The sequence below is a fragment of the Nocardia sp. NPDC057227 genome (assembly GCF_042669725.1).
Classification (GTDB): domain Bacteria; phylum Actinomycetota; class Actinomycetes; order Mycobacteriales; family Mycobacteriaceae; genus Nocardia; species Nocardia asteroides_A.
Map to the genome: position 1 here is coordinate 135,162 of NZ_JBHUXA010000011.1, position 25,009 is coordinate 160,170.

Sequence of the window (25,009 nt, forward strand, 5' to 3'; positions counted from 1 at the left end):
TGTGGTTGGGTGCCAGCATGCTGATCGAATACGGGGTGTGGGTGTCGCGGTTGCTGCTCGGCATGGTGTTCGGGCTCGCCGCGGCGGGGAAGTTCCTGGACGGCCCGGCGACGCGGAAGGCGGTGGGGGAGTTCGGGGTACCGGTGCGCGCGGTGCCCGCCGTCGCCGCCGGGCTGCCCTGGCTGGAGGCGGTGATCGCGGCCGGGGTGCTGGTCCGGCCGGTGGCCGGGCTCGCGGCGGGCGCCGCGGTGCTGACGCTGCTGATCTTCACCGGCGCCGTGCTGCGGCTGCTGCGCGCGGGCAAGCGCCCGGCCTGCGCCTGCTTCGGCGCGAGCGAGCGGCCGATCGGCGGAAGAACGCTCGCGCGCAATGGAATCCTGCTGGCGCTGGCCGCGATCGTGCTGGCAGGCGCGCTGCGCTACCCCGAGGTCCCGGAGATCCTCCCCGCGGACAACACCTTCGGCCTCACCCTCTTCGCGCTCCTCGCCGCGGTGCTGCTGTGGCTGGCGGGCGAGCTGCTCGCGGTGCGCCGCAGGCTGGACCAGCAGGCGCTGACGATGCTCGGCGCCGAGGGTTTGCCAGCCGGTGCCGTCGCACCGGAATTCGAGCTGCGCCCGGCCGATCCCGACGCGACCCCGGTGACGCTGGCCGACCTGCTCGCCGACGGCCGCGGCGTGCTGCTGGTCTTCGTGCACCCGGGCTGCGAGATGTGCGCGGCGCTGGCCAGGGAGCTGCCGCGCTGGCAGCGCCGGGTCGCGGAGACGCTCACCATCGTCACGGTCGGCAACGGCGACCCGGCGGAACATGCCGCGTGGGGGGCGGAGCAGCGGCTCGGCGATATCCCGGTCCTGGTGCAGCAGGGAAACGAGGCGGCGCTGCGCTATCGGGTGCGCGGAACCCCGTCGGCGGTCCTGATCGACCGGGAAGGCCGGGTCGCCGCCCCGGTCGGCCGCGGTGCGATGGCCATCAGGGACCTGATCGTGCACCCGAAGGTGGCCGCGCCTCGGTAACGCGGACCGTTCCGGGGAGTTTGCCCGAAATTCGCTGCAACTGAATCATTTTCACGCGATGAACTGTCAATCCCCATTACGATCGGCTCCGCAAGGCTCCATCGCCCGACGACTTCGAGGTGACATATGGCCGACTTCGCGTTCACGGACTACTCCGGCAAGGAATTCATCATCCGGCTCAACAACGAGCAGCGAATCGAGGAGGCCCGGCGCATCCTGGCCGGGGAGGAGACGATGTCGATCCACGTGATGGGTCGCATCCGGAAGCAGCAGGTGGACTACAACCCGCACTGGAGCTTCCACCTGGACCCGGACACCATCACCTTCTTCACCATGGCGATCGAGGTGTGCGACTCGTCCATCACCTACACCGAGGACCACCTGGACGAGGCCTGCGGCGCCTTCCTGCCCGGCTGCTTCTGGTGCCCCTGGTCGTCCAAGCTGACCAGGGAGGTCGGCGCCCGCGTCAGCGCCTGACCGCGGCGGTCCGCCGGTCGGCCCGCTGCGGGGCCGACCGCCGGACCGGCGTCAGTGCGTCTCCAGCTTCTTCGACCGCAGCTCGTGGCCCTTGGAGGTCTTGCAGCGCCCGCTCGCCAGGTCCCACTGCCAGCCGTGCAGGTTGCAGGTCAGCGTGCTGCCCTCGATCACCCCGAACCGGGAGAGGTCGGCCTTGAGGTGCGGGCAGCGGCGCTGGATTTCCCAGCCCGCCAGCTCGACCGAGGCGGAATCGTCGTGTGCCTCGGAGAACCAGCCGTCGGCGTAGGCGATCCGCTCGTCGGTGAGGCACTTGAAGAAGGTGTAGAGGAACTCGTTGTAGCCGCCGATGCGCCAGGTCTGGAACCGGGTGGAGAGGAAGATGGTGTTCACCCAGTCCGGTTCGTCGTCGCGCAGCACGGTGCGGACCAGTTCGGGCGCGATGCGGAAGCCGTAGCGGTATTTGCCCTCGCCCTCGATGGGGGCGCGGACCACCCGCTTGGGGAAGTCGAGCACCACCGTCTCGTCGCCCATGACCAGCCCGACCGCGTACCCGATGCCGTCGCAGATGAGGTCGCTCTGGGCCATGATCGGCTCGAACTTGGCGCGCAGCGGCTCCAGCAGCGGGCCGTCGCCGTAGGCCCAGGTGGCCTTCTGCGCGGCGATCACCGGGGCCAGCCGGGTGGCCATCTCCTCGATGTAGGCGGCCTTGTCGCCGTAGACGGTGGCAGGGTCGACGGGGTGGGTGAGCTCGAGCTCCTTGCCGTGCACCTCGGCCACCGAGCCGGGGATCATCAGGATCCCGCCGGAGTTGCCGTTGAGCCGCATCTGCTCCAGGAAGGTCTCCTGGTCGGGGAAGATATTGCTGTTCTCGGGGGAGAAGCGGTCCTCGGTGTCGTTGAGGTAGCGCAGTTCGTCGTCGAGGAAGACCGGCGGCCCGGCCGACGGCACCACCCAGGTCGCGCCGACCTGTTCGATGTAGGAGCGGGCCCGGTCCATTCCGCGCTGGCGCTTCTGCCTGGCGAAGTTGGCCTTGGTGCGGGACGGGATGTCGTAGACCATCGGGTACCAGATGGCGCCGGAGTACTGCAGCAGGTGGATGTCGATGTGGCCGAACGCCTGGTCGAGCAGCTCCATGTCGACCGGGCGGGCGTCGTTCATGTTGAAGCAGGTGGTCTCGCCGTCGGAGACGACGATGCCGGAGTCGCCGATCGGGCCGTCGGCGGGCGCGCGCAGCGCGATGATCATGATCTCCAGCTCACCGCCGGGGCCGGTGACGGTGTGCTTGACCGAGTCCTCGGTCTCGAAGAACTTCTCGAAGCCCAGCTTCTCCAGTTCGCGGCGCAGGTCCGGTACCGGGTAGTCGGGCAGCAGCACGGTCGCGTTCTTGTTGACGTGCTCGAGCAGGTTCTTCGCGTCGAAGTGGTCGCGGTGCAGGTGCGAGACGTAGAGGAAGTCGACGTCGCCGATGGCGTCCCAGTCCAGCCCGGTGTTGTCCGGGAACGGTACCCACGAGGCGAAGTAGGCCGGGTTCACCCAGGGATCGCAGAGAATCGTCCCGGCCGTGGTGCGGATGTGGAAACCGGCGTGTCCGACGCTGGTGATCTGCACGGAATACTCCTCCTGACCGTTGCCAGATGCCAAGGGTAATCCGTCGGAACGGCGCCTGCTCAGGGGGTGACGTCGCCGATGCAGTAGCCCTGTGCCTCGCCGGTCGCGGAGCCGTCGGTGAGGGTGAAGGTGCGGGTCTGGGTGGCGCCGGTCGCCTGGGTCACCGGCGCCTGCACGGTGATGTAGCCGGCGCCGAGCCAGGCCGAGGTGAGCTCGGTGTCGTCGAAGGCGGTGACACCGGTGAGCGCGCCCGGCTTGTTCGCCAGCGGCGCGGGCAGCGGGGAGCCGGTGCCGCGCGGGTCCCAGCCGGCCGGGGTGGCGGTGCAGACCAGCGGGTGCTCGCCCTCGGTGTCGGCGGGGTCGAGCGGCTGCCCGACGAAGCGGGAGAGGTAGCGGCGCACCACGTGCCTGGCGTCGGCGTCGTCGAACTGCGGGGTGGTCCCGGTGGCGAAGACCCGGGGGCAGGCGTAGCCGGACTCGATGTCACGCAGCTCGGCGCGAACCGTCACCGCGGGGCCCTGCCAGCTGACGGCGGTCGCGGTGGCAGTCCCCGGCCTGGCCAGCGCGGCGAGTATCGGCGCGGCGTCGGCGTACATCTCCGCGGCGTGCGCGGGCGCCAGCGTCCAGCAGGACTCCTGCAGCTCCTCGATCGGCTGCGTGGCCAGGTCGGCGGCCCAGCGGCGCAGCGCGGGCGCGGCCTCCGGCGTGCCGGGCACCGCGCCGACCGGCGGGGCGTCCGCGGGTACCGGCGGCGCCTCCGGCGGGGGCGGCGCGGCCGGAATACTGCTGCTCGGCACGGCGGCGGACGTCGTGACCTGCGCCGCAGGCAGCTCAGGTTCGTCGCCGGGGATGCCGGAGACGGAGTCGCAGCCCGCGATCAGCGCCACCGCGAGACCACCAAGCACCAGTCTCCGCGCCTGCCGCCTCGGGCGGAGCGGGGGAGCGGGGGGCTGGGCTCGCGGATCGCGGTGCACGTCGACGTACCTCTTCTCTCGTGATGCCTGGTGCCGGAGCGGAAGGATGCGGCGACTACGCTAGCGGAACTGTGGAACCCGTCTACCGCACGATCATCGGCCTGGCCCGGACCGTCTTCTTCGTGCAGGGCCTGAAATTCACCGTCACCGGCGCGGAGAACATCCCCGCCATCGGGGGCGGCGTCGTCGCCATCAACCACACCGGCTACCTGGACTTCACCTACGCCGGCCTCCCCGCGCGCACGCCGAAGCGGTACATCCGCTTCATGGCGAAGAAGGAGGTCTTCGACAACAAGATCTCCGGCCCGATCATGCGCGCGCTCAAGCACATTCCGGTGGATCGCGGCGCGGGCGCCGACTCCTACCAGGCCGCCGTGCAGTACCTGAGCCGCGGCGAGCTGGTCGGCGTCTATCCCGAGGCCACCATCAGCCGCAGCTTCGAGATCAAGGACTTCAAGTCCGGCGCGGCCAGAATGGCGCTGGAGGCCCAGGTGCCGATCATCCCGGTGGCGATCTGGGGCGCGCAGCGGGTCTGGACCAAGGGCCACCCCAAGCGTCTCGGCCGCACGAATACGCCGATCCACATCGTGGTCGGGGAGCCGATCCAGCCGTACGAGCCCGCCGCCGAGCTGACGGCCGAGCTGCGCGCGACCATGCAGCGACTGCTGCTGGAAGCCCAGCGCGACTACAAGCACGACGAGGGCGCGCACTGGGTGCCGTCCCGCCTCGGCGGCTCGGCGCCCACCCTGGAGCAGGCGAACGAGCTGGACGCCGCCGAGGTGGCGGAGCGGGCCGCGAAGCGCGCCGCCCTGAACGATCCCGACCAGCGCGATTTCCGGAATCCGGACGCGGACGGATAAAATTCTTTCCAGCGCCTCGCGGGGCGCGCGCGGATGTAGCGCAGTGGTAGCGCATCACCTTGCCAAGGTGAGGGTCGCGGGTTCGAATCCCGTCATCCGCTCTTCGCCTGATTCGGCCGGAGTTTTCCGGCAACCCTCCGGACATGTCCGATTACCCGCACGCTGTCGTCCCGCGAGCGCCGAACCTCGGCATTCCGCTGGTCGGGGTCCTCGCGCCGGGGCACAGGGTCGATCCGGAGCGGCTGTGATTGGCCGAACCGGACACTCCATCGAGACGCCAGGAAGTAGCTCCGGCGCACCCCGGCGGCCGCTACGGCGGCGAGTACCGCGGGCAGACCCCGCCCCCGGGGGCGAAATCTGGATGTGCCGTGCGGTAACGGCCTGTCACCTGGCACGATCTCCCCTGTGGTCGCGTCGTGCAGATGCACACGACGACGCGATCCGGCGCCGCGCGCGGCGACGTTGCACAGAATTCACCGAGGAATTTCTGGATACCGACCAATCGGTAGCCGCAGTCGTGTCGAATCGCCGAGGAGTGTGTGTTGTGCAAGAGCTCGAGGTGTGAACCCAATGGCCACAGCTGGTGTGTCCGCAGAACGGACAGTGGTGAGCGGGGTGCTGCTCTCGCGATCGTCGACCGACGGCGCGAGCCCGACCGTGCTACGCACGGCGGGGCGGGACGTCGCCGACGGCGCGACCGTCGAAACGATCGTCACGGTTCTGGACGAGGTGGGCACGGCGCCCGGCTCCGACGTCACGATCGATGACATCGCCGTCGCCTACCGGTCCCCGGCGCAGCGGCGGGAGATCCTGGCCGCGCTGGCCGACGGCCCGTGGCGCACGGCGTCGCTGGTGTCGACCAGATCGGCGCTCGCGGCCTTCGTCGCGCATCTGCCCGAGGTAGCCGGGCACGACACCGTGCTGGTGCTCGAGGCCGCCGATTTCCACACCACCTGCGCGGTGGTCGGCCCCGGCCGCAACCAGGCGCCGGTCGGCGACTCCTGGCAGACCGTCGTCGCCGACGCCGAGGGCATCGAGCGCACGCTGGCCCGGGTCCGCTCGGTGCTCACCGCGGTGAACGCCACGCCGGACGCGGTGGTGCTCTGTGGCTCGGCCGCCGACGACGCCGCTCTCGAGGAGGCGCTGCGCTCGGCCTTCGGGGTGCCGGTCGTGCACCCGGCCGCGCCGGGCAAGGCCGTCGCCCAGGGCGCCGCGCTCGCCGCGGCGACCAGCAAGGCGGCTCCGGTCGCCGCCGCCGCGCGCCGCCGGGGGGTGCGGCCGCTGCTGGTCGCGGCCGCCGCAGTGCTGGTACTCGGCGCGACCGGCTTCGCCGCCGCCCAGGTGCTCGACAGCAGCCACACCGAGCAGCAGCCGTCGCCCGCCGCCGTCGCCAGCTCGGCGCCCGCGCCGTCCTCGGCCGCGCCGGAGCCGACCCAGCCGCCCGTCGAGCCCCCGCCGCCGGTCGAGCCGCCCCCGCCGCCCGCCGAGGTACCGCCGCCCCCGCCCGCGGACATCACCGCGGAGGTGGCCGAGCCTGCCCCGCCGCCGCCTGCGCCTCAGCCCGCGCCGCAGCGCCCCACGCCCCCGCGGACGACGCAGGCCCCGCCGCCGCCACCCGCGCCGGAGCCCGAGCCGGCCCCGGAGCCCGCTCCCGAGCCGCCCCCCGCCCCCGCGCCGGCCTCGCCGATCGCGCCGCTGCCGAGCGGGCTCTTCCCCGGCGAGGCGATGCCGCCCGCCGCGGACGCCGACCCGGAGGTGCAGCGGCGGTGGTGGGAGAACCACCTGCACATGAAGGAGCAGTGGCTGAACAGCGGCGGCGGTTAGCGGAAGGCGCGCAGCCGCAGGCTGTTGCTGACCACGAACACCGAGCTCAGCGCCATCGCGGCGCCGGCGAGCATGGGGTTGAGCAGCCCCGCGACGGCGAGCGGGATGGCGGCGACGTTGTAGGCGAAGGCCCAGAACAGGTTGCCGTGGATGGTGCGCAGGGTGCGCCGCGCGAGCCGGATGGCGTCCGCGGCCACCCGCAGGTCGCCGCGGACCAGGGTGAGGTCGCTCGCCTCGATGGCGACGTCGGTGCCGGTGCCCATGGCGATCCCGAGGTCGGCGGTGGCCAGCGCGGCGGCGTCGTTCACGCCGTCGCCGACCATGGCGACCACCCGGCCCCGCCGCTGCAGTTCGCGCACGGTCTCGGCCTTCTCCTCGGGCAGGACGTCGGCGATCACCTCGTCGATCCCGACCTGCGCGGCGACAGCCCGCGCCGCTGCGGCGTTGTCGCCGGTGAGCATGACCGGGGTGAGCCCGAGCCCGCGCAGCCGGCCGACCGCCTCGGCCGAGGTCTCCCGGACCGCGTCGGCGACGACGAGCACACCGCGGGCCCTGCCCGCCCAGCCTGCCAGCACCGCGGTGCGGCCGTCGCGCTGCGCCCGCTCGACCGCGGCCGCCAGCTCGGCGCCGAGCTCGAGGCCCTGCTCGGTGAGCAACCGTGCCCGCCCGACCAGCAGCTCGGTGCCCTCGACGGTGCCGCGCACGCCGAGCCCCTCCCGATTGGCGAAGCCGGTGACCGCGGCGAGCGCGCCGGTGCGCTGCTCGGCGGCGGTGGCGATCGCGCGGGCGATCGGGTGCTCGGAGCCGTGCTCCAGCGCGCCTGCCAGCGCGAGCACCCGGTCGGCGTCCTCGCCGTCGGCCGGGACGACCTCGAGCAGCGTCATGACGCCGGTGGTGACGGTGCCGGTCTTGTCCAGCACGATGGTGTCGACCCGGCGGGTCTGCTCCAGCACCTCCGGCCCCTTTATCAGGATGCCGAGCTGCGCCCCGCGCCCGGTGCCGACCAGCAGCGCCGTCGGCGTGGCCAGACCGAGCGCGCACGGGCAGGCGATGATCAGCACCGCCACCGCGGCGGTGAAGGCGGCGGCCACCGAGCCGCCGGTGCCGAGCCAGAAGCCGAGCGTGCCGACCGCGAGCGCGATCACCACCGGGACGAAGACGCCGGAGATCCGGTCCGCAAGCCGCTGCGCGCGGGCCTTGCCCGCCTGCGCCTCCTCGACCAGCTTCGCCATCCTGGCCAGCTGGGTGTCGGCGCCGACCCGGGTCGCCCTGACCACCAGCCGCCCGCCGACGTCGACGGTGCCGCCGGTCACCGCGGCGCCCGGCCCGACCTCGATCGGGACCGACTCGCCGGTGAGCATGGCGGCGTCCACCGCCGACGAGCCGTCGACCACGACCCCGTCGGCGGCGATCTTCTCGCCGGGCCGGACCACGAACTCGTCGCCGACCAGCAGCTCACGCACCGGGATCCGCCGCTCGACCCCGTCGCGGCGCACCGCGACATCCTTGGCGCCGAGCTCGAGCAGCGCCCGCAGCGCCGCCCCCGCCTGCCGCTTGGAGCGCGCCTCGAAGTACCGCCCGGCCAGGATGAAGGTGGTGACGCCCGCCGCCGCCTCCAGGTAGATCGCACCGGTGCCGTCCATCCTGGCGATGGTGAACTCGAACGGGTGCGTCATCCCCGGCGTGCCCGCGGTGCCGAGGAACAGCGCGTAGAGCGACCAGCCGAAAGCGGCGAGCACGCCCATCGAGACCAGGGTGTCCATGGTGGCGGCGCCGTGCCGCAGGTTGGTCAGCGCCGCGCGGTGGAAGGGGAGCGCGCCCCAGACCACCACCGGCGCGGCCAGCGTCAGCGAGAGCCACTGCCAGTTGTCGAACTGCAGCGCCGGGATCATCGCCATGGCGATCACCGGGACGGTGAGCAGCGCCGAGATCGTCAGCCGATTCCTGGCTTCGTCCGCCGGGTCGGCCTGGACCGGTGCCGCCGCCTCCGGGGGCGCGGGCAGCGCGGCGGTGTATCCGGCCTGCTCGACCACGTCGATCAGCTGATCGGTGTGCACCGGCCCGGTGACCTCGACGTTCGCCTTCTCGGTGGCGTAGTTGACCGTCGCGCTGACGCCGTCCAGCCGGTTCAGCTTCTTCTCGATCCGGTTCGCGCAGGAGGCGCAGGTCATGCCGCCGATCACCAGCTCGATCCGCCCGGCGGGCTGCTGCGTGGCCGTGGTCATCGGGCGCTCCTTCATCGGTGGGTCTGCCCCTACCATACCCCCCTAGGGTAATTTGTCGAGGCCGTGCAGGTGCCGCGCGGTCGGCGACGCGGCGGCGGCGTCCGGGTCCGGGTAGGTGCCGAAGAGCCGGTCCGCTGTCCCGGAGCTGGTCACCGTGAACCAGTAGTGCTCGTTCCGGTAGTGGTGGTGCCGGTGGTTGCGCCACACCGCGCGGTAGAGCGCGCGCTTCGGCTTGTAGTCGGTGTGGATGAGGTAGTGCGTCCATTCGTACGCGGTGCCGAGCACGGTGATGGTCAGCAGGAAGGTGAGCCCGAGCTCGATCCGGGGGAAGGCGAGCAGGGCGATCGCGGTCAGCACCGCGATGGTGACCAGCAGCGAGCGCGGCGGGATGAAGATCAGCGGGATGTCGCGCGGGTCAGCGTGGTGCTCGCGGTGCTTGCGGGCCAGCTCGGAGTCGAGCGAGACCGGTCCGAGCCGGCGCGGGCGCCAGTGCAGCACGGTCACGTGGATCACCCACTCGATGGCGGGGAAGGCGGCGAGCGCGAGCAGCGGCACCAGGGCGTCGGTCGGCCGCCAGTCGCCGAGCGCGAGCCGGGCGGTGAGCGCCGCGACCAGGGTCGCGGCGATCATCCAGGGCGAGGGGTGGCGCACGAATTCCGCGAACGCGGCGCGCAGGGAGAGGTTGCGCCGGACCTGGCGGGTTCTGGTGCTCATAGCTGCTCCTCCGGGGTGAGGATCTCGATCAGGGCGGTGGTCGCGGGCTCCAGCAGGGCGCGGGCCAGCGCGGCTGCCTCGTCGGGGTCGCCGTCCGCGACGGCGGCGGCGAGGGCGCGGTACGCCTCGGCATTGCCCACCTCGGCGGACATGACCGGGGCCAGCGCCGCCAGCGCGGGTTCGTAGGCGGCGCGCAGCATGGTGAACATGAGCCGGAAGACGATGGAGTCGGCGGCGTCGACCACGTGGTCCCAGAAGGTGAGGGCGGCTCGCTGCGCGGCGATGGGGTCGCCCGACTCGGCGGCGACGGCCTCCGCGGCGGCGATGATATCGGCCGCGATGTCGCTCCGGCGGACGGCGGCAGCCGCGCCGGCGGCGCGATGGGAGGTCGTGTCGGCAGCACCTTGCGGAGCCGCGCCGGTAGCGCTGTGGGGTGCTGCTCCGGGATCGTCGCCGAAGGCGGTGCGCAGGCGGCCGAGGCGGGCCGCGGCCAGCTCGGCCACCTTGGGGCCGTTGTGCAGCCGGACCTCCAGGATGCTGCGGGCCACCGCGGGCTCGAGCACGCCGTCCCGGATCAGCAGCCGGGGCAGGATCTCCAGCCCGGAGCCGTTCCGGTAGTCGAGCACGGTGGTCGCGTCGCCCTGCCTGACCGCGACCAGCCCGGCCCCGGCCAGCCGCTGCAGCGCCTCCCGCACGGCGGGCCGGGAGACGCCGAGCGCCTCGGCCAGCTGCCGCTCGCTCGGCAGCGTCGAGCCGGGCGGGAGCTCGCCGCTCAGGACATCGGCCGCGATCTGTTCGAAGACGTCGGCCGAGACCGAGCGCCGGACCACCGGTTGCAAAGGCATGCCGGAAGTCTGCGCCGGAATTGGTCAGAGGTCAAGTGGTCATACCAGTCAGCTGGGGTCGGAGCCCCTGACCGCGGCCAGCCACAGCGCCGCCACCGCTCCCACCGAACAGGCCGCCGCGAAGGCATCGAGCCCGCCGCCGACGATGTACACCCAGAACAGCGCGGCGAACGGCGCGGCGACCGCGGACTGCGCATCCAGCACCAGCCGCCGCCGAACCCCGCCCCGCGCCCGGGCACCCGGATCCGGCCGGGACGGATTGTCGACCAGCTGCCCCGGCGGCTCGGTGCGCCGCACCCGCCCCGACGGGAACAGCCGCCCGTCGGCGACCCGCAGCGCCTCCCCGGCCGGAACGTCCCGCTCCACCAGCGTGAGCAGCGCCGGATCGAAGAAGACCGGAACCCAGGCCGAGCCACCCCCCGACTCCGGAACCACCTCGACCCACGACCGGCTGACCAGCCGATGCTGCTGCCGCACCCGGCGCACCCGCACCTGCCCGCCCGCAGGCACCCCGCCCCCGATCCAGCCGAGCGCGAACGCCAGCTGCACCCCGCTGTACGCGAGAATCCCGAGCGCGACCGCCGCGAGCCCGCCGAGCTGGTCCGGATCGGCGAACGGCGCCCACGCGGCACAGACCGCGAGGGCGCCGATCGTCACGGACACCGGATAGGCCGCCACTCGACGGCCCGCGCTCACTTCACGAAACCGATGGTGGTGTAGTCCAGCGAGGCCAGCCCGGCCGCGCCGAAGTTGGCCAGGTCGGCGCGGACGGCGACATTGCCCGGCGACTGCAGCAGCGGCAGCGAGTGCCCCTCCTCGAAGACCTTGCGGTCGATCTCGTTCGCCTTCTCCACGGCCTTCGCCGGGTCGAGCTCGGAGATGGTCTCCTCGATCAGCGCGTTCAGCTCGGGCGAGCCGATCCGGCCGTAGTTGCCCTGCAGGTCGTTCGGGTTGTAGCCGTAGATCTGGTTCAGGCTGCCGAGCGGGAACGGGTCGCCGACCCAGGTCCACTGCGCGACGTCGAAGTTGCCCGGCTGGATCACGTCGGTGAAGTAGCCGCGACCCGGCTTGGTCTCGATGTTCAGCTTGACCCCGACCGCGCTCAGGTTCTGCTGGATGATCTGCGCGATCTGCACCCAGGTGTCCGCGTCGTACATGATGTCGCGGATCTCCAGCTTGCGGCCGTCCTTGACCCGGACGTCGCCGTCCAGCTTCCAGCCGAGCGCGTCCAGCTCGGCGGCGGCCGCCGCGGGGTCGAAGGGCAGGCTGTTGTCCTGGTAGCCCTCCTGGCCCTGCAGGTAGATGTGGTTGTTCAGCGGCTTCGGGTCCTGCACCAGCCCGTTGTGGATGGCGGTGGCGATGCCCTGCCGGTCGATCGCCTTGAAGATCGCCACCCGCAGCGCCGGGTCGGCCAGGATCGAGCCGGGCGCGCCGTTGAAGGTCAGGTGGCTCCAGCTGTTGCCCGGCGCGCGGCGGATCGCGATGCCCGGCGTGTTCTGCGCGGTGCGCAGGTCGTCGCGGGAGCCGATGCCGACGGCGTCGATCTCGTTGTTCTGCAGCGCCGGGATCTGCGCGGCGCTGTCGAGCACGCTGTAGGTGATGGTGTCCAGCTTGGGCTTGCTCCCCCACCAGCGCGGGTTGTGGCCGAGCACGACCCGGCCCTGCGCCCGGTCGACGGACTGCACCAGGAACGGCCCCGCGGTCTGCCCGATGCCGTCCACCAGGCTCTTGTTGAACGCCTCCGGGTTCTGCGTCACCGCCTTGGGGAAGAGGAACGAGTTCCCGGCGAACTGCCCGCGCCAATCGGCGAAGTGCTTGTCGAAGGTGAGGATCGCCTGCTTGTCGTCGACGCCGCGCTCGACCTTCGCCACCCGGTCGAAGCCGCTGGTGTTGGCGATCAGGAAGGCCGGGTCGCGCCCGCTCAGCGCGTTCGCCTGGGATGCGATGTCCTCCCAGGTGATCGGGGTGCCGTCGGACCACACCGCGGCCGGGTTGATGGTGTAGGTCACCTGCTGCGGCTCGGTGCCGGTGAGCTCGATGCTGGTGAAGTAGTCGGTGTTGATCGAGAGCGCGCCCGCGGCGTCGGTGCGGTAGGCGCGCGGCATGGCGGGCCGCAGCAGGCCGGTCAGCTCGGCGTCGTTGCCGTCGTTGGAGAGCGCGTTCCAGTTGGCGGGCAGTGCGGAGAGCGAGAGCCGCAGGTTGCCGCCGTCCTTCAGGTCGGCCGGGTCGCGCGGGTTGATGTCGCTGCTGCTGCCGATCGCGGCCACCGCGCCGTCCGGTGCGCCGGAATCGTCGGTGCTACACCCGGTCGCGATCAGGCTCAGCGCGATCAGGGGTATCGCGAGACGGGCCACCGTGGTTCTGGCACGCATGGCACTCCTTCCGGTCCGGTTCGGCGGGGTCACTTCAGGAACCCGATCCTGGTGTAGTCGTAGGACGCGAGCCCGGGCGCGCCGTAGTTCGCCAGCTCGGCCCGCACGGCGACGTTACCCGTGGACTGCACCAGCGGAACCGAGAAGCCGATCTCGAAGAGTCTCCGATCGACCTCGTTGGCGAGTTCGATCGCCTTCGCCGGGTCCAGCTCGGCCAGCGTGCGCTCGATCAGGGCGTTGATCTCCGGGGTGCCGATCCGGCCGTAGTTGCCCTGCAGGTCGTCCGGGTTGTAGGCGTACACCTGCGGCAGGCTGCTCAGCGGGAAGGCGTCACCGGACCAGACCCAGTGCGCCACGTCGAAATCGCCCGGCTTGATCACGTTCGTGAAGTACCCCGAGCCGGACTTGGTGTCGATGCTCATCTTCACCCCGATCGAGGCCAGGTTCTGCTGGATGATCTGCGCGATCTGCACCCAGGACTGGGCGTTGTACATGACGTCGCGGAACTCCAGCCTGCGGCCGTCCTTGACCCGGACGTCGCCGTCCAGCTTCCAGCCGAGCGCGTCCAGCTCCGCGGCTGCCGCGGCCGGGTCGAAGGGCTGGCTGTTGTCCACGTACCCGACCTGGCCCTCCACGTAGACGTGGTTGCCGAGCGGCCGCGGCTGCTGCACCAGCCCGTTCTGCACCGCGTTCGCGATGCCCGCCCGGTCGATGGCCTTCGAGATCGCCACCCGCAGCGCCGGGTCGGCGAAGATCGAGCCGGGCGCGCCGTTGAAGGTCAGGTGGCTCCAGCTGTTGCCCGGCGCGCGCCGGATCGCCACCCCCGGCGTCGCGCGCGCGGTGCGCATGTCGTCGATGGAGGCGATGCCGATGGCGTCGATCTCGTTGTTCTGCAGCGCGGGCATGGTGGCGTCGTCGGTGAGCACCGAGAAGGTGATGGTGTCCAGCTTCGGCGTGTTCCCCCACCAGCGCGGGTTGTGGCCGAGCACGACCCGGCCCTGGGCCCGGTCCACCGACTGCACCAGGAACGGCCCCGCGGTCAGGCCGATGCCGTCCACCTGGCTGTCGTTGAACGCCTCCGGTGTCGCCGTCACCGACTCCGGCACCAGGAAGGTGTTCCCGGCGAACTGGCCGCGCCAGTCGGCGTAGTGCTTGTCGAAGGTGAGGATCGCCTGCCGGTCGTCGACGCCGCGCTCGACCTTCGCGACCCGGTCGAAGCCGTTGGTCATCTTGATCAGGTAGCGCGGGTCGCGGCCGCTCAGCGCGTTGGCCTGGGCGGCGAGGTCGCGGTAGGTGATCGGGGTGCCGTCGGACCAGACCGCGCTCGGGTTGATCGTGTACGTCACCCGCTGCGGCTGCTCGCCGGTCAGCTCCACGCTGGTGAAGTAGTCGGCGTTCACGCTGAGCGCGCCGGTCGCGTCGGTATTGAAGGCGCGCGGCAGGGTGGGGCGCACGATGCCGCTCACCCCGCCGTCGGCGTCGGTGTGCAGCGGGTTCCAGTTCTGCGGCAGCGCGGTGGCGGCGAGCCGCAGGTTGCCGCCGTCGCGCAGCTCGGCGACGTCGCGCGGGTTGATGTCGCTGGTGCTGCCGAGGGTCGCGTCGCCGTCGGCGGCCGGGTCGTCGGGGCTCGCGCACCCGCCGAGCACCAGCCCCGCGGCCAGCAGCGGAATCACCCAGCGTGTCGTGCGCCTGCCCACCGTCGTTCTCCTATCCGCTGACGACCGGAATCGGTACCGCGTCGATCAGCGCGCGGGTGTACTCGTGCTTCGGGTCCGCGAAGATCTGCTCCGCGGGCCCGGATTCGACGATCTTGCCGCGGTACATGACCGCGATGTCGTGCGCCAGATTGCGGACGACCGAGAGGTCGTGCGAGACGAAGAGGTAGGAGAGCCGGTGCTCGGCCTGCAGCGCGCGCAGCAGGTTCAGCACGCCGGCCTGGATGGAGACGTCCAGCGAGGAGACCGGCTCGTCCAATACCAGGAGCTTGGGCGCGAGCGCGAGCGCCCGCGCGATGCTGATCCGCTGCTTCTGCCCGCCGGAGAAGTCGGCCGGGTAGCGCTCCGCGTGCTCCGGCCGCAGCCCGACCTGGGCGAGCAGCTCCGGCACCCGGCGGGCGATCTCGGCGCGCGGCCGCCGGTCGATGCGCAGCGGCTCGGCGATGGCATCGAAGACCGGGAGCCGCGGGTCCAGCGACGCGGTGGGGTCCTGGAACACGATCTGCATGGCCCGGCGCAGCTCCCGCCTGCGCTCGCCGGTGAGCGCCGCGACGTCGGTGCCGAGGATCTCGATCCGGCCCTCCTGCGGCCTGGCCAGATCCAGGATCTGGGTCAGCGTGGTCGACTTGCCCGACCCGGACTCGCCGACCAGTGCGAGCGTGCGGCCCTCGCGCACCTCCAGGTCGATCCCGTCGACCGCGCGGACCTCGCCCTTCTTCCGCTTGAAGACCAGCCCGGAGGTCAGCGGGAAGGTCTTGACCAGCCCCGAGACCCGCAGCACCACATCCGGTTTCGCGGCGGCGACGGGCTCCGGCGGCGCCGCGATCTCGGCCCGGTAGGCGCCGAAGAGGTCGCCGGAGCCGATCTCGCCGGTGCGGATGCAGGCGGCGCGGTGCGCGGGCGCGACCTCGGCCAGCGGCGGCTCGGCGGCCAGGCAGTCGTCCAGCGCGACCGGGCAGCGCGGGGCGAACGAGCAGCCGGGCGGCAGCGCGTGCATGGCGGGCGGGGCGCCGACGATCGGGATGAGCGGCCTGCGTGCCGGGCCGTCCATGCGCGGGATGGAGCCGAGCAGCCCCACCGTGTACGGCATCCGCGGCACGCCGAAGAGCTCGCCCGCGCTCGCCGTCTCGACGATCCGGCCCGCGTACATGACCGCGACCCGGTCGGCGAGGGTGGCGGCGATCCCCATGTCGTGGGTGATCATCACGACGCCCGCGCCGGTGATGTCGCGCGCCTTGCGCAGCAGCCCGAGGATCTGCTGCTGCACCGTGACGTCGAGCGCGGTGGTCGGCTCGTCGCAGATGATCAGCGCCGGGTCGTTGGCGATGGCCATGGCGATCACCACGCGCTGCCGCATGCCGCCGGAGAACTCGTGCGGGAAGGCCTTGGCGCGCAGCTCCGGCTCCGGGATGCCGACCAGGTCGAGCAGCTCGACCGCGCGCTTCGCCGCCGCGGCCTTGCCCATCTTCCCGTGCGCGAGCAGCGCCTCCGCGATCTGCTCGCCCACCCGGTAGACCGGGGTGAGCGCGGAGAGCGGGTCCTGGAAGACCATGCTCACGGTGCTGCCGCGCAGCTTGGAGAGTTCGCGGTCGCCGAGGCCGAGCAGCTCCCTGCCGCGCAGCCGGATCGAACCGCTCACCCGCGCCTGGTCCGGCAGCAGCCCCATGACGGCCAGCGACGAGACCGACTTGCCCGAGCCGGATTCGCCCACGATGGCGAGGACTTCGCCGTCGGAGACGGTGTAATCCACCCCGCGCACCGCGTCGATGCGCCCCTCTTCGCTCGGGAAAGAAACCCGCAGGTCACGAACTTCCAACAGCGGATCGGTCATGACTTCTTCTCCGACTTCTTGGACCGAGCCCGCGCGGCACTGGGATCGAAGGCATCGCGCAGACCGTCGCCGACCAGGTTGGCGCAGAGCACGACGAGGATCAGCAGCCCGCCGGCGAAGAGGAACAGCCACGGGAAGGTGAGCGCGGAGCGGGTGCCGTCGGCGATCAGCGAGCCGAGCGAGACATCCGGCTTCTGCACGCCGAAGCCGAGGAAGCTGAGCCCGGTCTCGGCCATGATCGCCGCGCCGACGCTGAGCGTGGTGTCGATGATCAGGATCGAGGCGATGTTCGGCACGATGTGGCTGATGATCACGGTCCAGGTCGATGCCCCCATGTACCGTGCGGCCCTGACGAATTCGCGATCACGCAGGCTGAGCGTGAGGCCGCGCACGATGCGCGCGCTGATCATCCAGCTGAAGACCGCGAGCAACACGATGAGCAGCACGATCGAGCCGCTGCCCTTGGTCCGCGGCGCGAAGATCGCGATGATGATGAAGCTCGGTACCACGAGCAGCAGGTCGACGAACCACATGATGGCCCGGTCGGTCCAGCCGCCGAGCAGCCCGGCCATCGCCCCCGCGATGGCCGCGATGGCGGTGCTGAAGAGGGCGACGCAGATGCCGATGATGAGCGATTTCTGCAACCCGCGCATGGTCTGCGCGAGCACGTCCTGGCCGATCGCGTTGGTGCCGAAGGGATGGCTCGGGCTCGGCGGCTTCTGCAGCGCGGTGTAATCCAGCTGCTGGTAGTCCCACTTCAGCAGCGGCGGCAGCGCGAAACTCGCGATCACCATGAGGATCAGCACGACCCCGCCGATCACGGCGGGCTTGTTCCGCAGGAAGCGCCGCAGCACCAGCTTCTTGCGCCCGGCCGCCGCGGTCGGCTCCGGCGCGCCCTGGACGATGAGCTCGGCTTCGGTCATCCCACACGCACCCTTGGATCGAGAACGGCGTACACGACGTCGGAGAGCAGCCCGGAGATCAGCACGACCAGCCCGGCGAAGGCGGTCACCGTCACCACCACGTAGAGATCCTGGGCATTGATCGAATCGATCAGCCACTCGCCCATGCCGTGCCAGCCGAAGATCTTCTCGGTGAAGGCCGCGCCGGTGATGAGCCCGCCGAAGCTGTAGGCGAAGAGCGTCGCCATCGGGATCAGCGCGGTGCGCAGCCCGTGTTTGTAGAGTGCGCGGCTGCGCGTGAGCCCCTTGGCCCGCGCGGTCCTGATGAAATCGCTCTGCAGCACGTCGAGCATGGCATTGCGCTGGTAGCGGCTGTATCCGGCCATGCCGCCGAGGGCGAGCGCGAGCGTCGGCAGCACCAGGTGCTGCACCCGGTCGAGCAGCTGCGGGCCGAACCCGACGATGGCGTTCGCCGAGGTCTCGCCGGTGTAGAGGAAGATCTGCGTGCCGGTGACGGTATTGATCTGCAGCGCACCGTACTTCAGCAGCGTCGCGAGCAGGAAGATCGGCGTGCTGAGGATGAGCAGCGAGACGATCGTGGTGAAGTAGTCGCTGAACCGGTACTGCCGGATCGCCCCCGCCGCGCCGATCAGCACGCCGAGCACGGTGCCGATGATCGAGCCGATGATCAGCAGCCGCAGGCTGACCAGCACCCGGCGGCCCAGCTCCGCGCTCACCGGCTGCCCGGTCAGGGTGGTGCCGAAATCGCCGTGCGCCACGCCGGCCACCCAGATCAGGTAGCGCTCCGGAATCGGGTCGTTCAGATGGAGTTCCTCGGCCTTGGCGTCGATCACCGACTGCGGCGGCCGCGGATTGCGCTGCTCCAGGCTGTCCAGCGGGCGGAAGGTCAGCGAGGCGAGGCTGAAGGTGAGGAACGACGCGAGGAGCAGCAGCACTACGTAGTTCAGCGCGCGGCGGAGCAGAAAGCCCGTCATCGGTCCCCTGGATCACTCGTCGGCCGGATGTTGATCCCCGCATCATAGGGACGGCGGTACCGGTCCCGCATGCCGTGTATCGGCGACCGCGGGTCCGCGCGATCCGGCAGGATGGGTGGGTGACCCGTCTGCACCTACCCAAGCCCGCGCTGGTGGCCTCCGATGTGGACGGCACGCTGATCGACCGCGACGAGCGGGTGACGCCGCGGACGAAGGCGGCCGTCGGCGCTGTCGTCGCCGACGGCGTGCCGTTCGTGCTCGCCACCGGCCGCCCGCCGCGCTGGGTGCACCCGGTGATCGACGGGCTCGGCTTCGCGCCGCTCTGCGTCTGCGGCAACGGCGCCGTCGTCTACGACAGCGCGGCCGACCGGGTGCTGATCAGCCGCACCATCGACGTCGAGACGCTGGCCTGGCTCGCCGACGTCGCCGAGCGCGCGCTGCCCGGCTGCGGCCTCGCCACCGAGCGGGTCGGGGAGAGCGCGCACGACGCGGTGACCCCGCAGTTCGTCAGCACCCCGTCGTACGAGCACGCCTGGCTCAACCCGGACGACACCGCGGTGGCGCGCACCGAGGTGATCGACACCCCCGCCATCAAGATGCTGATCCGGCTGGTCGGCGCGCGCAGCGGGGACATGCGGGCGGCGCTCGCCGCCGAGGTCGGCGCCGCCGTCGACATCACCTACTCCACCGACAACGGGCTGATCGAGCTCTCCGCGCCCGGCGTGACGAAGGCGTCCGGGCTGGCCGCGGTGGCCGAGCGGCTCGGCGTGGCGGCGGCATCGGCGGTCGCCTTCGGCGACATGCCCAACGACGTCCCGATGCTGAGCATGGTCGGGCACGGCGTCGCCATGGGGAACGCGCACCCCGAGGCGCTGGCCGCCGCCGACGAGGTCACCGAGACCAACTCCGACGACGGCGTCGCCCGCGTGCTCGAGCGCTGGTGGAGCTGACCCCGGCCGGGTCCCTCGACCGGCCGGGGCCAGGTTCTCAGCCCGCGGGAGCGGGCGCGGGGATCGGCGCGGCGGCCGGGTTCTTCCGCATCTCTTCCTGGTACGTGTCGTTGTAGGTCTTCCAGATCGTGGTCACGATCCCGGTGATCTGGTTCAGGATCAGCGACCCGTGCTGGAAGTCGGCGCGCAGCCCGTCCGGCACCGGGTAGGAGCTGGTCAGCGGTAGCCCGAGCACCCCGGCGTCGGCCCCGAGCTGCAGGAACCGGTCCAGGATCGCGCCGAGCACCTCGACCACCTGCCCGTTCGGCGCGGTGTAGATGTATCCGTTGGTGAACCGGGCGAACTGCTGCCCCTGCGCCGCGGGCAGCGGCTCCGAGACGGCGTCGCCGAGCGGGCTCGCCGCGCCGCCCTTCTCCGCGTAGTACCTGGCGATGATGTTGTCGTTCACCCGCTGCAGCAGCCGCCCGGTGAGGGTGGCGAGCGCGTTGAGATCGGCACTGCCACCGCCGGGCGGCGCGCTCATCCCCGGCCCGCCCGCGGCGATGTCGCGGATCTTGTCCATCAGCGCGTAGGCGGCGTCGCCGGGGCAGGTGGTGTTGCCGACGTCGCGGTGCGCGAAGACGATCGGCAGCGCGACCTCCTCGCCCTCGGCGTACGGGGTGAACTCGGTGCCCTCGGAGTACATGAGGGTTTCGCCCTTCGGGTCGAGGCCGGCGATCCTGGTGCGCCAGCCCACGTACTGCCCGACGGCGTTGATCGCCACGCTGGTCGGCGCCTCCGCCTCGTGGTTGCCCATCAGCGCGACCCCGGCGGTGTTCTCGTTGAACCCGCCCGCGTGCGCGCCCTGCACCGGCCGGTCCAGCCCGCCGAACCGGCCCTCGAAGATCTGCCCGTACTTGTCGACGAGGGCGTTGTAGCCGATGTCGCACCAGTCCAGCGTCTGCGCGTGGTAGGCGTAGATCGCCCGCACGATGCCTGCCGACTCCGCCTTCGTGTAGTCGTTGCGGCCAGCCGTGTGGTGCACGGTGACGCCGCCGAGCGAGTCGTCGTAGGTGGGCTCCAGGCAGCGGATGGACTCGTCCGCGCCCCACTGCGCCCGGCTGATCACCCGCGGCCCGCCGTCCGGCAGCGCGCCTGCGATGTCGCTCAGCCCGCCGTCGATATCGGCGCGGCCCGGGTCGATGAGCACGGCGGTGAGGTCGGGGACGCCGTGCGCGGGGTCGACCTGCTCGGCGATCGGGGCGATCGACGGGCCCGGCTGCGCCGCCCTGGTGACCAGCACCTGCACCGCGTTGGTGCTGCCGACGTAGACCGGCTCGGTGCCGTCCACCGGGGGCGGGGCGCTGTGGTCGGAGGCGCCGGTATCCACCGGCTCGGCGGTGAACCACGGGCCCCAGCTGCCGTCCGGCGCCGCGGCGCGGACCAGGGCGTCGGTGCCCGCCAGGTCGGCGGCGGTCAGCGCGACCATGCTGAACGGCTGGTCCCTGGTGATCTGCTTGACGCCGGCGCCGACCAGCTCCGCGTACTCGGCCGGCAGCGCGCCAGGGGTGAGCGCGGGGGTGGCCGGGGTGGTGCCCGGCTCCAGCCGGGCGGGGTCGGCGATGAATCGGGTGCTGCCCAGCCTCGGCAGCGGGACCTGGGAGGGCAGCGCGACCCCCGGCGGCGCCGGGATGCCGGGCGGGACCGGGACCGATTCCGGCAGCGGGAGCATGCGCAGGTCGGACAGCCGCAGATCGGGCAGGTCGAGCCCGGTCAGCTCGTCCAGCGGGAGGATTACGTCGGGGGCGGCGCTGAGCGCCGCCTCGGCCAGCTGGGCGGGGATCGCGGCGAGCTCGCTCTCGTTCGCTGCGTCGTAGCGGGTGGAATCGCTCTGGGTGAACGTCGCGAGGGGAGCTGCCACCGCCAGGATCGCCACAACCGGGAGAACGTAGGAGCGTTTCGGTTTGCGAGAGGGCACGAGCGTCTCCAATCAGGTGGAACGGTGGATCAAGCTGCGCGATTCGGGGCTTGCGTGTCAGACGGTTCTGCTATCACACTAGTCACTATTGTCACATATCTAAACCTCTGGTCGAGGTTGAGGTGATTGCTCGAATGTAGCCTCCGTCGTGCTCGTGCGGAAGCTACGACATGCCGTTCGAAGGGAGTTCGTCGTGCAGCGAATCCATCGGCGCCGGGGGCGGCGCGGCAGCCGCGCCCCGGACCCGGCTCTAGCCCCGCGGCCACTGCTGCTCGCCTGCGGCGCGCTCGCCGCCTGCGCGCTCGCGGTCGCCGTCGCCTGGCCGGGCGCCCCCTACCGCGCGACCACCGACGACGGCCACGGCCGCGGCCTGAGCCAGCACGGCGCCTTCGAGAGCGCGCAGGACGGCTGGGACGCCGAGCAGATCCTGGCGCACTACTACCCGGGCGCCGAACTCGGCCGAATCGGTCCGACCCTGCTCCGGGTCCGGCTGCAGACCCAGGACGACTCCTCGCTCGACACCTATGCCGACGCGGGCGCCATCGTCGCGGGCCGCGCGCTGGAGCCCGGGCAGGTCGCGCACCTCACCCCGCTGCCGGACGGCGGCGCGAACGTCCTGGTCACGCTCGGCTGCGACGGCGAGGTGGTCTGGCAGGGCGCCACCGACGACCCCTGGGTCTATCCCATCGATCTTGGCCCGAACCGGCCGCCCGCCGAGCACCTGAAGCTCTGCGGCGGCACCGGGTACCGCGGCGCGCTCGGCGTCGCGCTGGAGGAGGGCTCGGCGCGCACCGTCAACGAGGTGGACGTCGAGGACTACCTGCTCGGCGTCGTCCCGACCGAGATGCAGGCCAACTGGGCGGACAAGGGCGCGGGCGAGGCGCTGCGCGCGCAGGCCGTCGCGGCACGGTCGTACGCGCTCGCCGAGCAGCGCTACGACTACGCGCAGACCTGCGACAGCACCGACTGCCAGGTGTACCCAGGCACCGAGCGGGAGGACCCGCGCACCACGGCCGCCGTCGCCGCCACCGCAGGAACCGTCCTGCTGCGCGACGGCCACCTGCTGCGCTCCGAGTACTCCGCCGCCCCCGACGGCGGCGAGCCCGCCGACATCGACACCTTCGAGATCGGCCCGCTCCCCGCCGACCTACCCCCCAACCCGTATCTCGACCCCGTCCCGGTGCCGCGGGACCCGCGGGTGGACGCCACCGAAGGCCCGACCGCCATCCAGGTCGAGTACCACCGGATCGGCGGCGCCCAGAGCGCCGTCGGCACCCCCGTAGGCCCCGAACTCGACCTCCCCCTCGGCGCGGGCACCTACCAGCTCTTCGCCAACGGCGTCATCGTCGCGACCGACACCCTCGGCGCCCAGGTCGTCGACTTCGACACCCTCCTCTCCATGATCCCGGAGAACCCTTAGTCTCGACACCGGGGAACTTCAAAAGTAGTTTTGAAGTATGCCTCCGCCCGAAGTGTCGTTCTCCGAACTCCAGCTGCACGGCAAGGCCACCGTGGAGCGGTTGCACCGCACGCCGGGCCAGGCCCTGCTGGTTCGCCGCAGGGACGCGGAGGACCTGGTGCTCACCACCGCCGCCAGGGCCGAGCTGGAACAGACCGCGGCGTCGGTGACCACTCGGATGTTCGTCGCGCTCATGCAGCGGGATGCGGGCGTCCGCGAACTGGTCACCGACGTGCTGCCCGAGGTGTTCCCCTGGGTCGCGTTCCTGTCCGGCGACGAGGTGCGGGAATTCGTGCTCGAGCTGGTCGCGACCATGCGTGCGGCCGATTCGTTGCCCAACCCGGCCCCGGTCGTGCAGGTCATCCAGAGCTGGCGGCACACCGCCGAAGTTCTGGCCGACCCCGAACTGGCCGCCGTCCTCACCGTCGACACCGACCTCGACCTGGGCCCGGTCTCCCGGCCCGATCTCCCGTGAGCCCGAAGCGCGGCGACAGGGTCGCGCCACCCGCCGCCGCTGGCAGCTGGGAACTACGGTTCGCCACCAGCGAGGCGGCCAAGGGCTGGGAGGACCTCTGCCAGCAGGCGCCCGCCAATGTCCTCGACACCTGGGAACTGCTGCGCCGCCGGGCCGACCCGGAACCGCAGACCCCGAGGCGTCACCGGCTGAAGGGCCGGCTGGCGAGCGCGGCGCACCGCGGGGTGCCGATGGAACAGTGGCAGGTCGAGATCACCGGTGGCGGCCGGATCTTCTACCTGGTCGACGCCGAAAAGCGCACGCTGTGGCTGCGGGCCGCGTCGACGGGACATCCGAAGATCACCGAGTGACCTTGCCGGTGGCGAGGAGGGCGGCGTCGAGCTGGTCGGGGGTGAGCGGGGGCGTGGGCAGGGGGTGGGCGGCGCCTGCGCGCAAACCGTCGAGGAGGAGGCCGAGGTTGCGGCGCCAGGCGTCGGGGGCGATGCCCGCGGTGACGGCGACTACGCGGGTGTGCGACCACATGACGAAGGCCAGGTCTTCCAGGGTCCAGTCGGTGCGCAGGACCCCTGCCCGGTGGGCGCGCTCGACGATGGCGCGCATGACGGCGTGCCCGGCGTCGCGGGCGGCGGCGATCTCCGAACTCGGCGCGGCGCGCACGGCGAGATCGCCGAGCAGCCGGTCGTGCGCCTGCAACCGGCAGACGCCGTCGACCAGCGCGACGAAGGAGTCCCACGGGTCGGCGACCTCGGCCGCCGCCCGCGCCACCTCCAGCCCGAGCTCCATGCGGTCCGCGACCGCGGCGGCGATCAGGGCGTCGCGGGTGGGGAAGCGGTTGTAGAGCGTGCCGATGGCGACCCCGGCGCGCGCGGCGATCTCCTTGAGCGGCGCGTCCAGCCCCTTCTCGTCGAAGACCGCGCGCGCGGCGACCACGAGGGCGTCCCTGTTGCGCAGGGCATCGCGGCGGAGCGGCTTCTCGGTGGTCATCCCGTGATTCTACGAACCCGCCCGATAAGTTGAGCACAGGTTCAACTTGGCGTAGCGTCGAACAAGTTGAACCAGGGCTCAATTTACTCGGAGGACACGATGACGCTGGCGATTTTCGGTTACGGCCCCGGCCTCGGCCGCGGCGTGGCACACCGCTTCGGCCGCGCGGGGTTTCCGGTGGCGGTCATCGGCCGCGACGCGGAACGGGCCGCCGCCAACGCCGGCGAGCTGCAAGCGAACGGCATCGAAGCCCGCCCCTTCACCGCCGACATCATCGACGAACAGCGCCTCCCCGCCCTGATCGAGGAGATCGAGCAGCAGCTCGGCCCGATCGAGGTCGCGCTGCACGCCGCCGCCGCGGACATGTCCGAACGCAGCGCCTCCACCCTCGCCACCACCACCGCGGACCTGGCCGTCCCGCTCGCACTCAAGCTCCACTCCCCGATGCTCCTGGCCAGGACCCTGATCCCGCGCTTCCGTGAGAAGGGGACCCTGCTCTTCACCTCCGGCGCCTCCGAGCAGCACCCCGCCGCCTACCTGGCCAACTTCGGCATCGCCCTCGCCGCCCAGCGCGCCTACATCCGGCAGCTGGAACAGGAGCTCAGGGAAACCCCGGTGAACGTCGGGCTGCTCAATATCGGCTCGCTGATCGAGGGCAGCGCGGCCCAGCGGATCGTCGACGCGCACCCGGAGGCGATCCCGCCGGGGCTGGAACTCACCCGGATCAGCGGAGCCGAGCTGGGCGAATACTGCTGGCGGCTGCACACCGAGCGGGACACCGTCGAACTCGACGCCGGATTCCCGGCCTGATCGCACCCACCTGCGCTCCGGC

22 protein-coding genes and 1 tRNA gene are annotated in these 25,009 nt (G+C 71.8%); 10 read left to right on the top strand and 13 right to left on the bottom strand.

Features of this window, described 5'->3' with window-relative positions; translation table 11 throughout:
* Window positions 1–17: 17 nt before the first annotated feature.
* On the top strand, window positions 18–1,010 hold the full coding sequence (locus tag ACFUJ1_RS17640; protein WP_378646779.1) for a MauE/DoxX family redox-associated membrane protein: 993 nt from the start codon (window positions 18–20) through the stop codon (window positions 1,008–1,010).
* A gap of 126 nt (window positions 1,011–1,136) precedes the next feature.
* Window positions 1,137–1,487 carry a calmodulin gene (locus tag ACFUJ1_RS17645; protein ID WP_378646781.1) on the top strand — a complete coding sequence of 117 codons (351 nt, stop codon included), beginning with the start codon at window positions 1,137–1,139 and terminating at the stop codon, window positions 1,485–1,487.
* Between the two features lie 51 nt (window positions 1,488–1,538).
* Here the strand turns inward: ACFUJ1_RS17645 and ACFUJ1_RS17650 are convergent, their stop codons facing one another.
* Both ACFUJ1_RS17650 and ACFUJ1_RS17655 read right to left on the bottom strand, forming a co-directional pair.
* Window positions 1,539–3,095: a Rieske 2Fe-2S domain-containing protein gene (locus ACFUJ1_RS17650; RefSeq protein ID WP_378646783.1), complete on the bottom strand. Its 1,557-nt coding sequence runs from the start codon at window positions 3,093–3,095 to the stop codon at window positions 1,539–1,541.
* 59 nt (window positions 3,096–3,154) lie between these two features.
* Entirely contained in the window at window positions 3,155–4,000 is an 846-nt protein-coding gene (locus ACFUJ1_RS17655; protein ID WP_378646785.1) for a hypothetical protein, read from the bottom strand.
* A gap of 140 nt (window positions 4,001–4,140) precedes the next feature.
* On the opposite strand from ACFUJ1_RS17655, the gene ACFUJ1_RS17660 reads away from it, so the two are divergent.
* From ACFUJ1_RS17660 to ACFUJ1_RS17670, 3 genes are all read left to right on the top strand, one after another.
* Window positions 4,141–4,929: a lysophospholipid acyltransferase family protein gene (locus ACFUJ1_RS17660; RefSeq protein ID WP_378646787.1), complete on the top strand. Its 789-nt coding sequence runs from the start codon at window positions 4,141–4,143 to the stop codon at window positions 4,927–4,929.
* A 29-nt stretch (window positions 4,930–4,958) separates the two neighbouring features.
* Window positions 4,959–5,030, top strand: a tRNA-Gly gene (locus ACFUJ1_RS17665).
* Between the two features lie 514 nt (window positions 5,031–5,544).
* A complete protein-coding gene (locus tag ACFUJ1_RS17670; RefSeq protein WP_378646789.1) occupies window positions 5,545–6,753 on the top strand; it encodes a hypothetical protein in 1,209 nt (402 codons plus the stop codon).
* On the opposite strand, the gene ACFUJ1_RS17675 is transcribed toward ACFUJ1_RS17670, so the two are convergent.
* The 9 genes from ACFUJ1_RS17675 to ACFUJ1_RS17715 are packed head-to-tail and all read right to left on the bottom strand — an operon-like array spanning window position 6,750 to window position 18,352.
* Window positions 6,750–8,978 (bottom strand): heavy metal translocating P-type ATPase, encoded by a 2,229-nt coding sequence (locus tag ACFUJ1_RS17675; protein ID WP_378646791.1) that lies wholly within the window; start codon window positions 8,976–8,978, stop codon window positions 6,750–6,752. The genes ACFUJ1_RS17670 and ACFUJ1_RS17675 overlap by 4 nt on opposite strands.
* A gap of 42 nt (window positions 8,979–9,020) precedes the next feature.
* Entirely contained in the window at window positions 9,021–9,692 is a 672-nt protein-coding gene (locus tag ACFUJ1_RS17680; RefSeq protein WP_378646793.1) for a sterol desaturase family protein, read from the bottom strand.
* Window positions 9,689–10,537, bottom strand: coding sequence for a FadR/GntR family transcriptional regulator (locus tag ACFUJ1_RS17685; protein WP_378646795.1), 849 nt, complete (start codon window positions 10,535–10,537; stop codon window positions 9,689–9,691). Before ACFUJ1_RS17685 ends, ACFUJ1_RS17680 begins: the two co-directional genes overlap by 4 nt.
* A 48-nt stretch (window positions 10,538–10,585) precedes the next feature.
* Window positions 10,586–11,194 carry a hypothetical protein gene (locus ACFUJ1_RS17690; protein WP_378646797.1) on the bottom strand — a complete coding sequence of 203 codons (609 nt, stop codon included), beginning with the start codon at window positions 11,192–11,194 and terminating at the stop codon, window positions 10,586–10,588.
* Window positions 11,195–11,229: 35 nt separating this feature from the next.
* Window positions 11,230–12,909 (bottom strand): ABC transporter family substrate-binding protein, encoded by a 1,680-nt coding sequence (locus tag ACFUJ1_RS17695; protein WP_378646799.1) that lies wholly within the window; start codon window positions 12,907–12,909, stop codon window positions 11,230–11,232.
* Window positions 12,910–12,938: 29 nt separating this feature from the next.
* Entirely contained in the window at window positions 12,939–14,606 is a 1,668-nt protein-coding gene (locus tag ACFUJ1_RS17700; RefSeq protein ID WP_378646801.1) for an ABC transporter family substrate-binding protein, read from the bottom strand.
* A gap of 10 nt (window positions 14,607–14,616) precedes the next feature.
* A complete protein-coding gene (locus ACFUJ1_RS17705) occupies window positions 14,617–16,455 on the bottom strand; it encodes a dipeptide ABC transporter ATP-binding protein (protein ID WP_378646803.1) in 1,839 nt (612 codons plus the stop codon).
* Window positions 16,452–17,378 carry an ABC transporter permease gene (locus ACFUJ1_RS17710; protein ID WP_378646805.1) on the bottom strand — a complete coding sequence of 309 codons (927 nt, stop codon included), beginning with the start codon at window positions 17,376–17,378 and terminating at the stop codon, window positions 16,452–16,454. Before ACFUJ1_RS17710 ends, ACFUJ1_RS17705 begins: the two co-directional genes overlap by 4 nt.
* Window positions 17,375–18,352, bottom strand: coding sequence for an ABC transporter permease (locus tag ACFUJ1_RS17715; protein ID WP_378646807.1), 978 nt, complete (start codon window positions 18,350–18,352; stop codon window positions 17,375–17,377). The genes ACFUJ1_RS17710 and ACFUJ1_RS17715 overlap by 4 nt, the downstream gene beginning before the upstream one ends.
* Window positions 18,353–18,471: 119 nt before the next feature.
* Between ACFUJ1_RS17715 and ACFUJ1_RS17720 the strand changes: the two genes are divergently transcribed.
* Complete coding sequence (locus tag ACFUJ1_RS17720) at window positions 18,472–19,302, top strand: HAD family hydrolase (RefSeq protein WP_378646809.1); 831 nt, start codon at window positions 18,472–18,474, stop codon at window positions 19,300–19,302.
* 37 nt (window positions 19,303–19,339) lie between these two features.
* Here the strand turns inward: ACFUJ1_RS17720 and ACFUJ1_RS17725 are convergent, their stop codons facing one another.
* A complete protein-coding gene (locus ACFUJ1_RS17725) occupies window positions 19,340–21,202 on the bottom strand; it encodes an N-acetylmuramoyl-L-alanine amidase (protein WP_378646811.1) in 1,863 nt (620 codons plus the stop codon).
* Window positions 21,203–21,452: 250 nt separating this feature from the next.
* On the opposite strand from ACFUJ1_RS17725, the gene ACFUJ1_RS17730 reads away from it, so the two are divergent.
* From ACFUJ1_RS17730 to ACFUJ1_RS17740, 3 genes are read left to right on the top strand one after another with little or no spacing between them, the layout of a single operon-like run.
* Entirely contained in the window at window positions 21,453–22,679 is a 1,227-nt protein-coding gene (locus ACFUJ1_RS17730) for a SpoIID/LytB domain-containing protein (protein WP_378646813.1), read from the top strand.
* Window positions 22,680–22,716: 37 nt separating this feature from the next.
* The gene (locus ACFUJ1_RS17735) at window positions 22,717–23,193 is read left to right on the top strand and encodes a hypothetical protein (RefSeq protein WP_378646815.1); all 477 of its coding nucleotides are present in this window, start codon (window positions 22,717–22,719) and stop codon (window positions 23,191–23,193) included.
* The gene (locus ACFUJ1_RS17740; protein ID WP_378646817.1) at window positions 23,190–23,543 is read left to right on the top strand and encodes a hypothetical protein; all 354 of its coding nucleotides are present in this window, start codon (window positions 23,190–23,192) and stop codon (window positions 23,541–23,543) included. The genes ACFUJ1_RS17735 and ACFUJ1_RS17740 overlap by 4 nt, the downstream gene beginning before the upstream one ends.
* On the opposite strand, the gene ACFUJ1_RS17745 is transcribed toward ACFUJ1_RS17740, so the two are convergent.
* Complete coding sequence (locus ACFUJ1_RS17745) at window positions 23,533–24,177, bottom strand: TetR/AcrR family transcriptional regulator (RefSeq protein WP_378646819.1); 645 nt, start codon at window positions 24,175–24,177, stop codon at window positions 23,533–23,535. The two genes, ACFUJ1_RS17740 and ACFUJ1_RS17745, sit on opposite strands and share 11 nt — an antisense overlap.
* A 99-nt stretch (window positions 24,178–24,276) precedes the next feature.
* On the opposite strand from ACFUJ1_RS17745, the gene ACFUJ1_RS17750 reads away from it, so the two are divergent.
* The gene (locus ACFUJ1_RS17750; protein WP_378646821.1) at window positions 24,277–24,987 is read left to right on the top strand and encodes an SDR family NAD(P)-dependent oxidoreductase; all 711 of its coding nucleotides are present in this window, start codon (window positions 24,277–24,279) and stop codon (window positions 24,985–24,987) included.
* The last annotated feature ends 22 nt before the right edge of the window (window positions 24,988–25,009 follow it).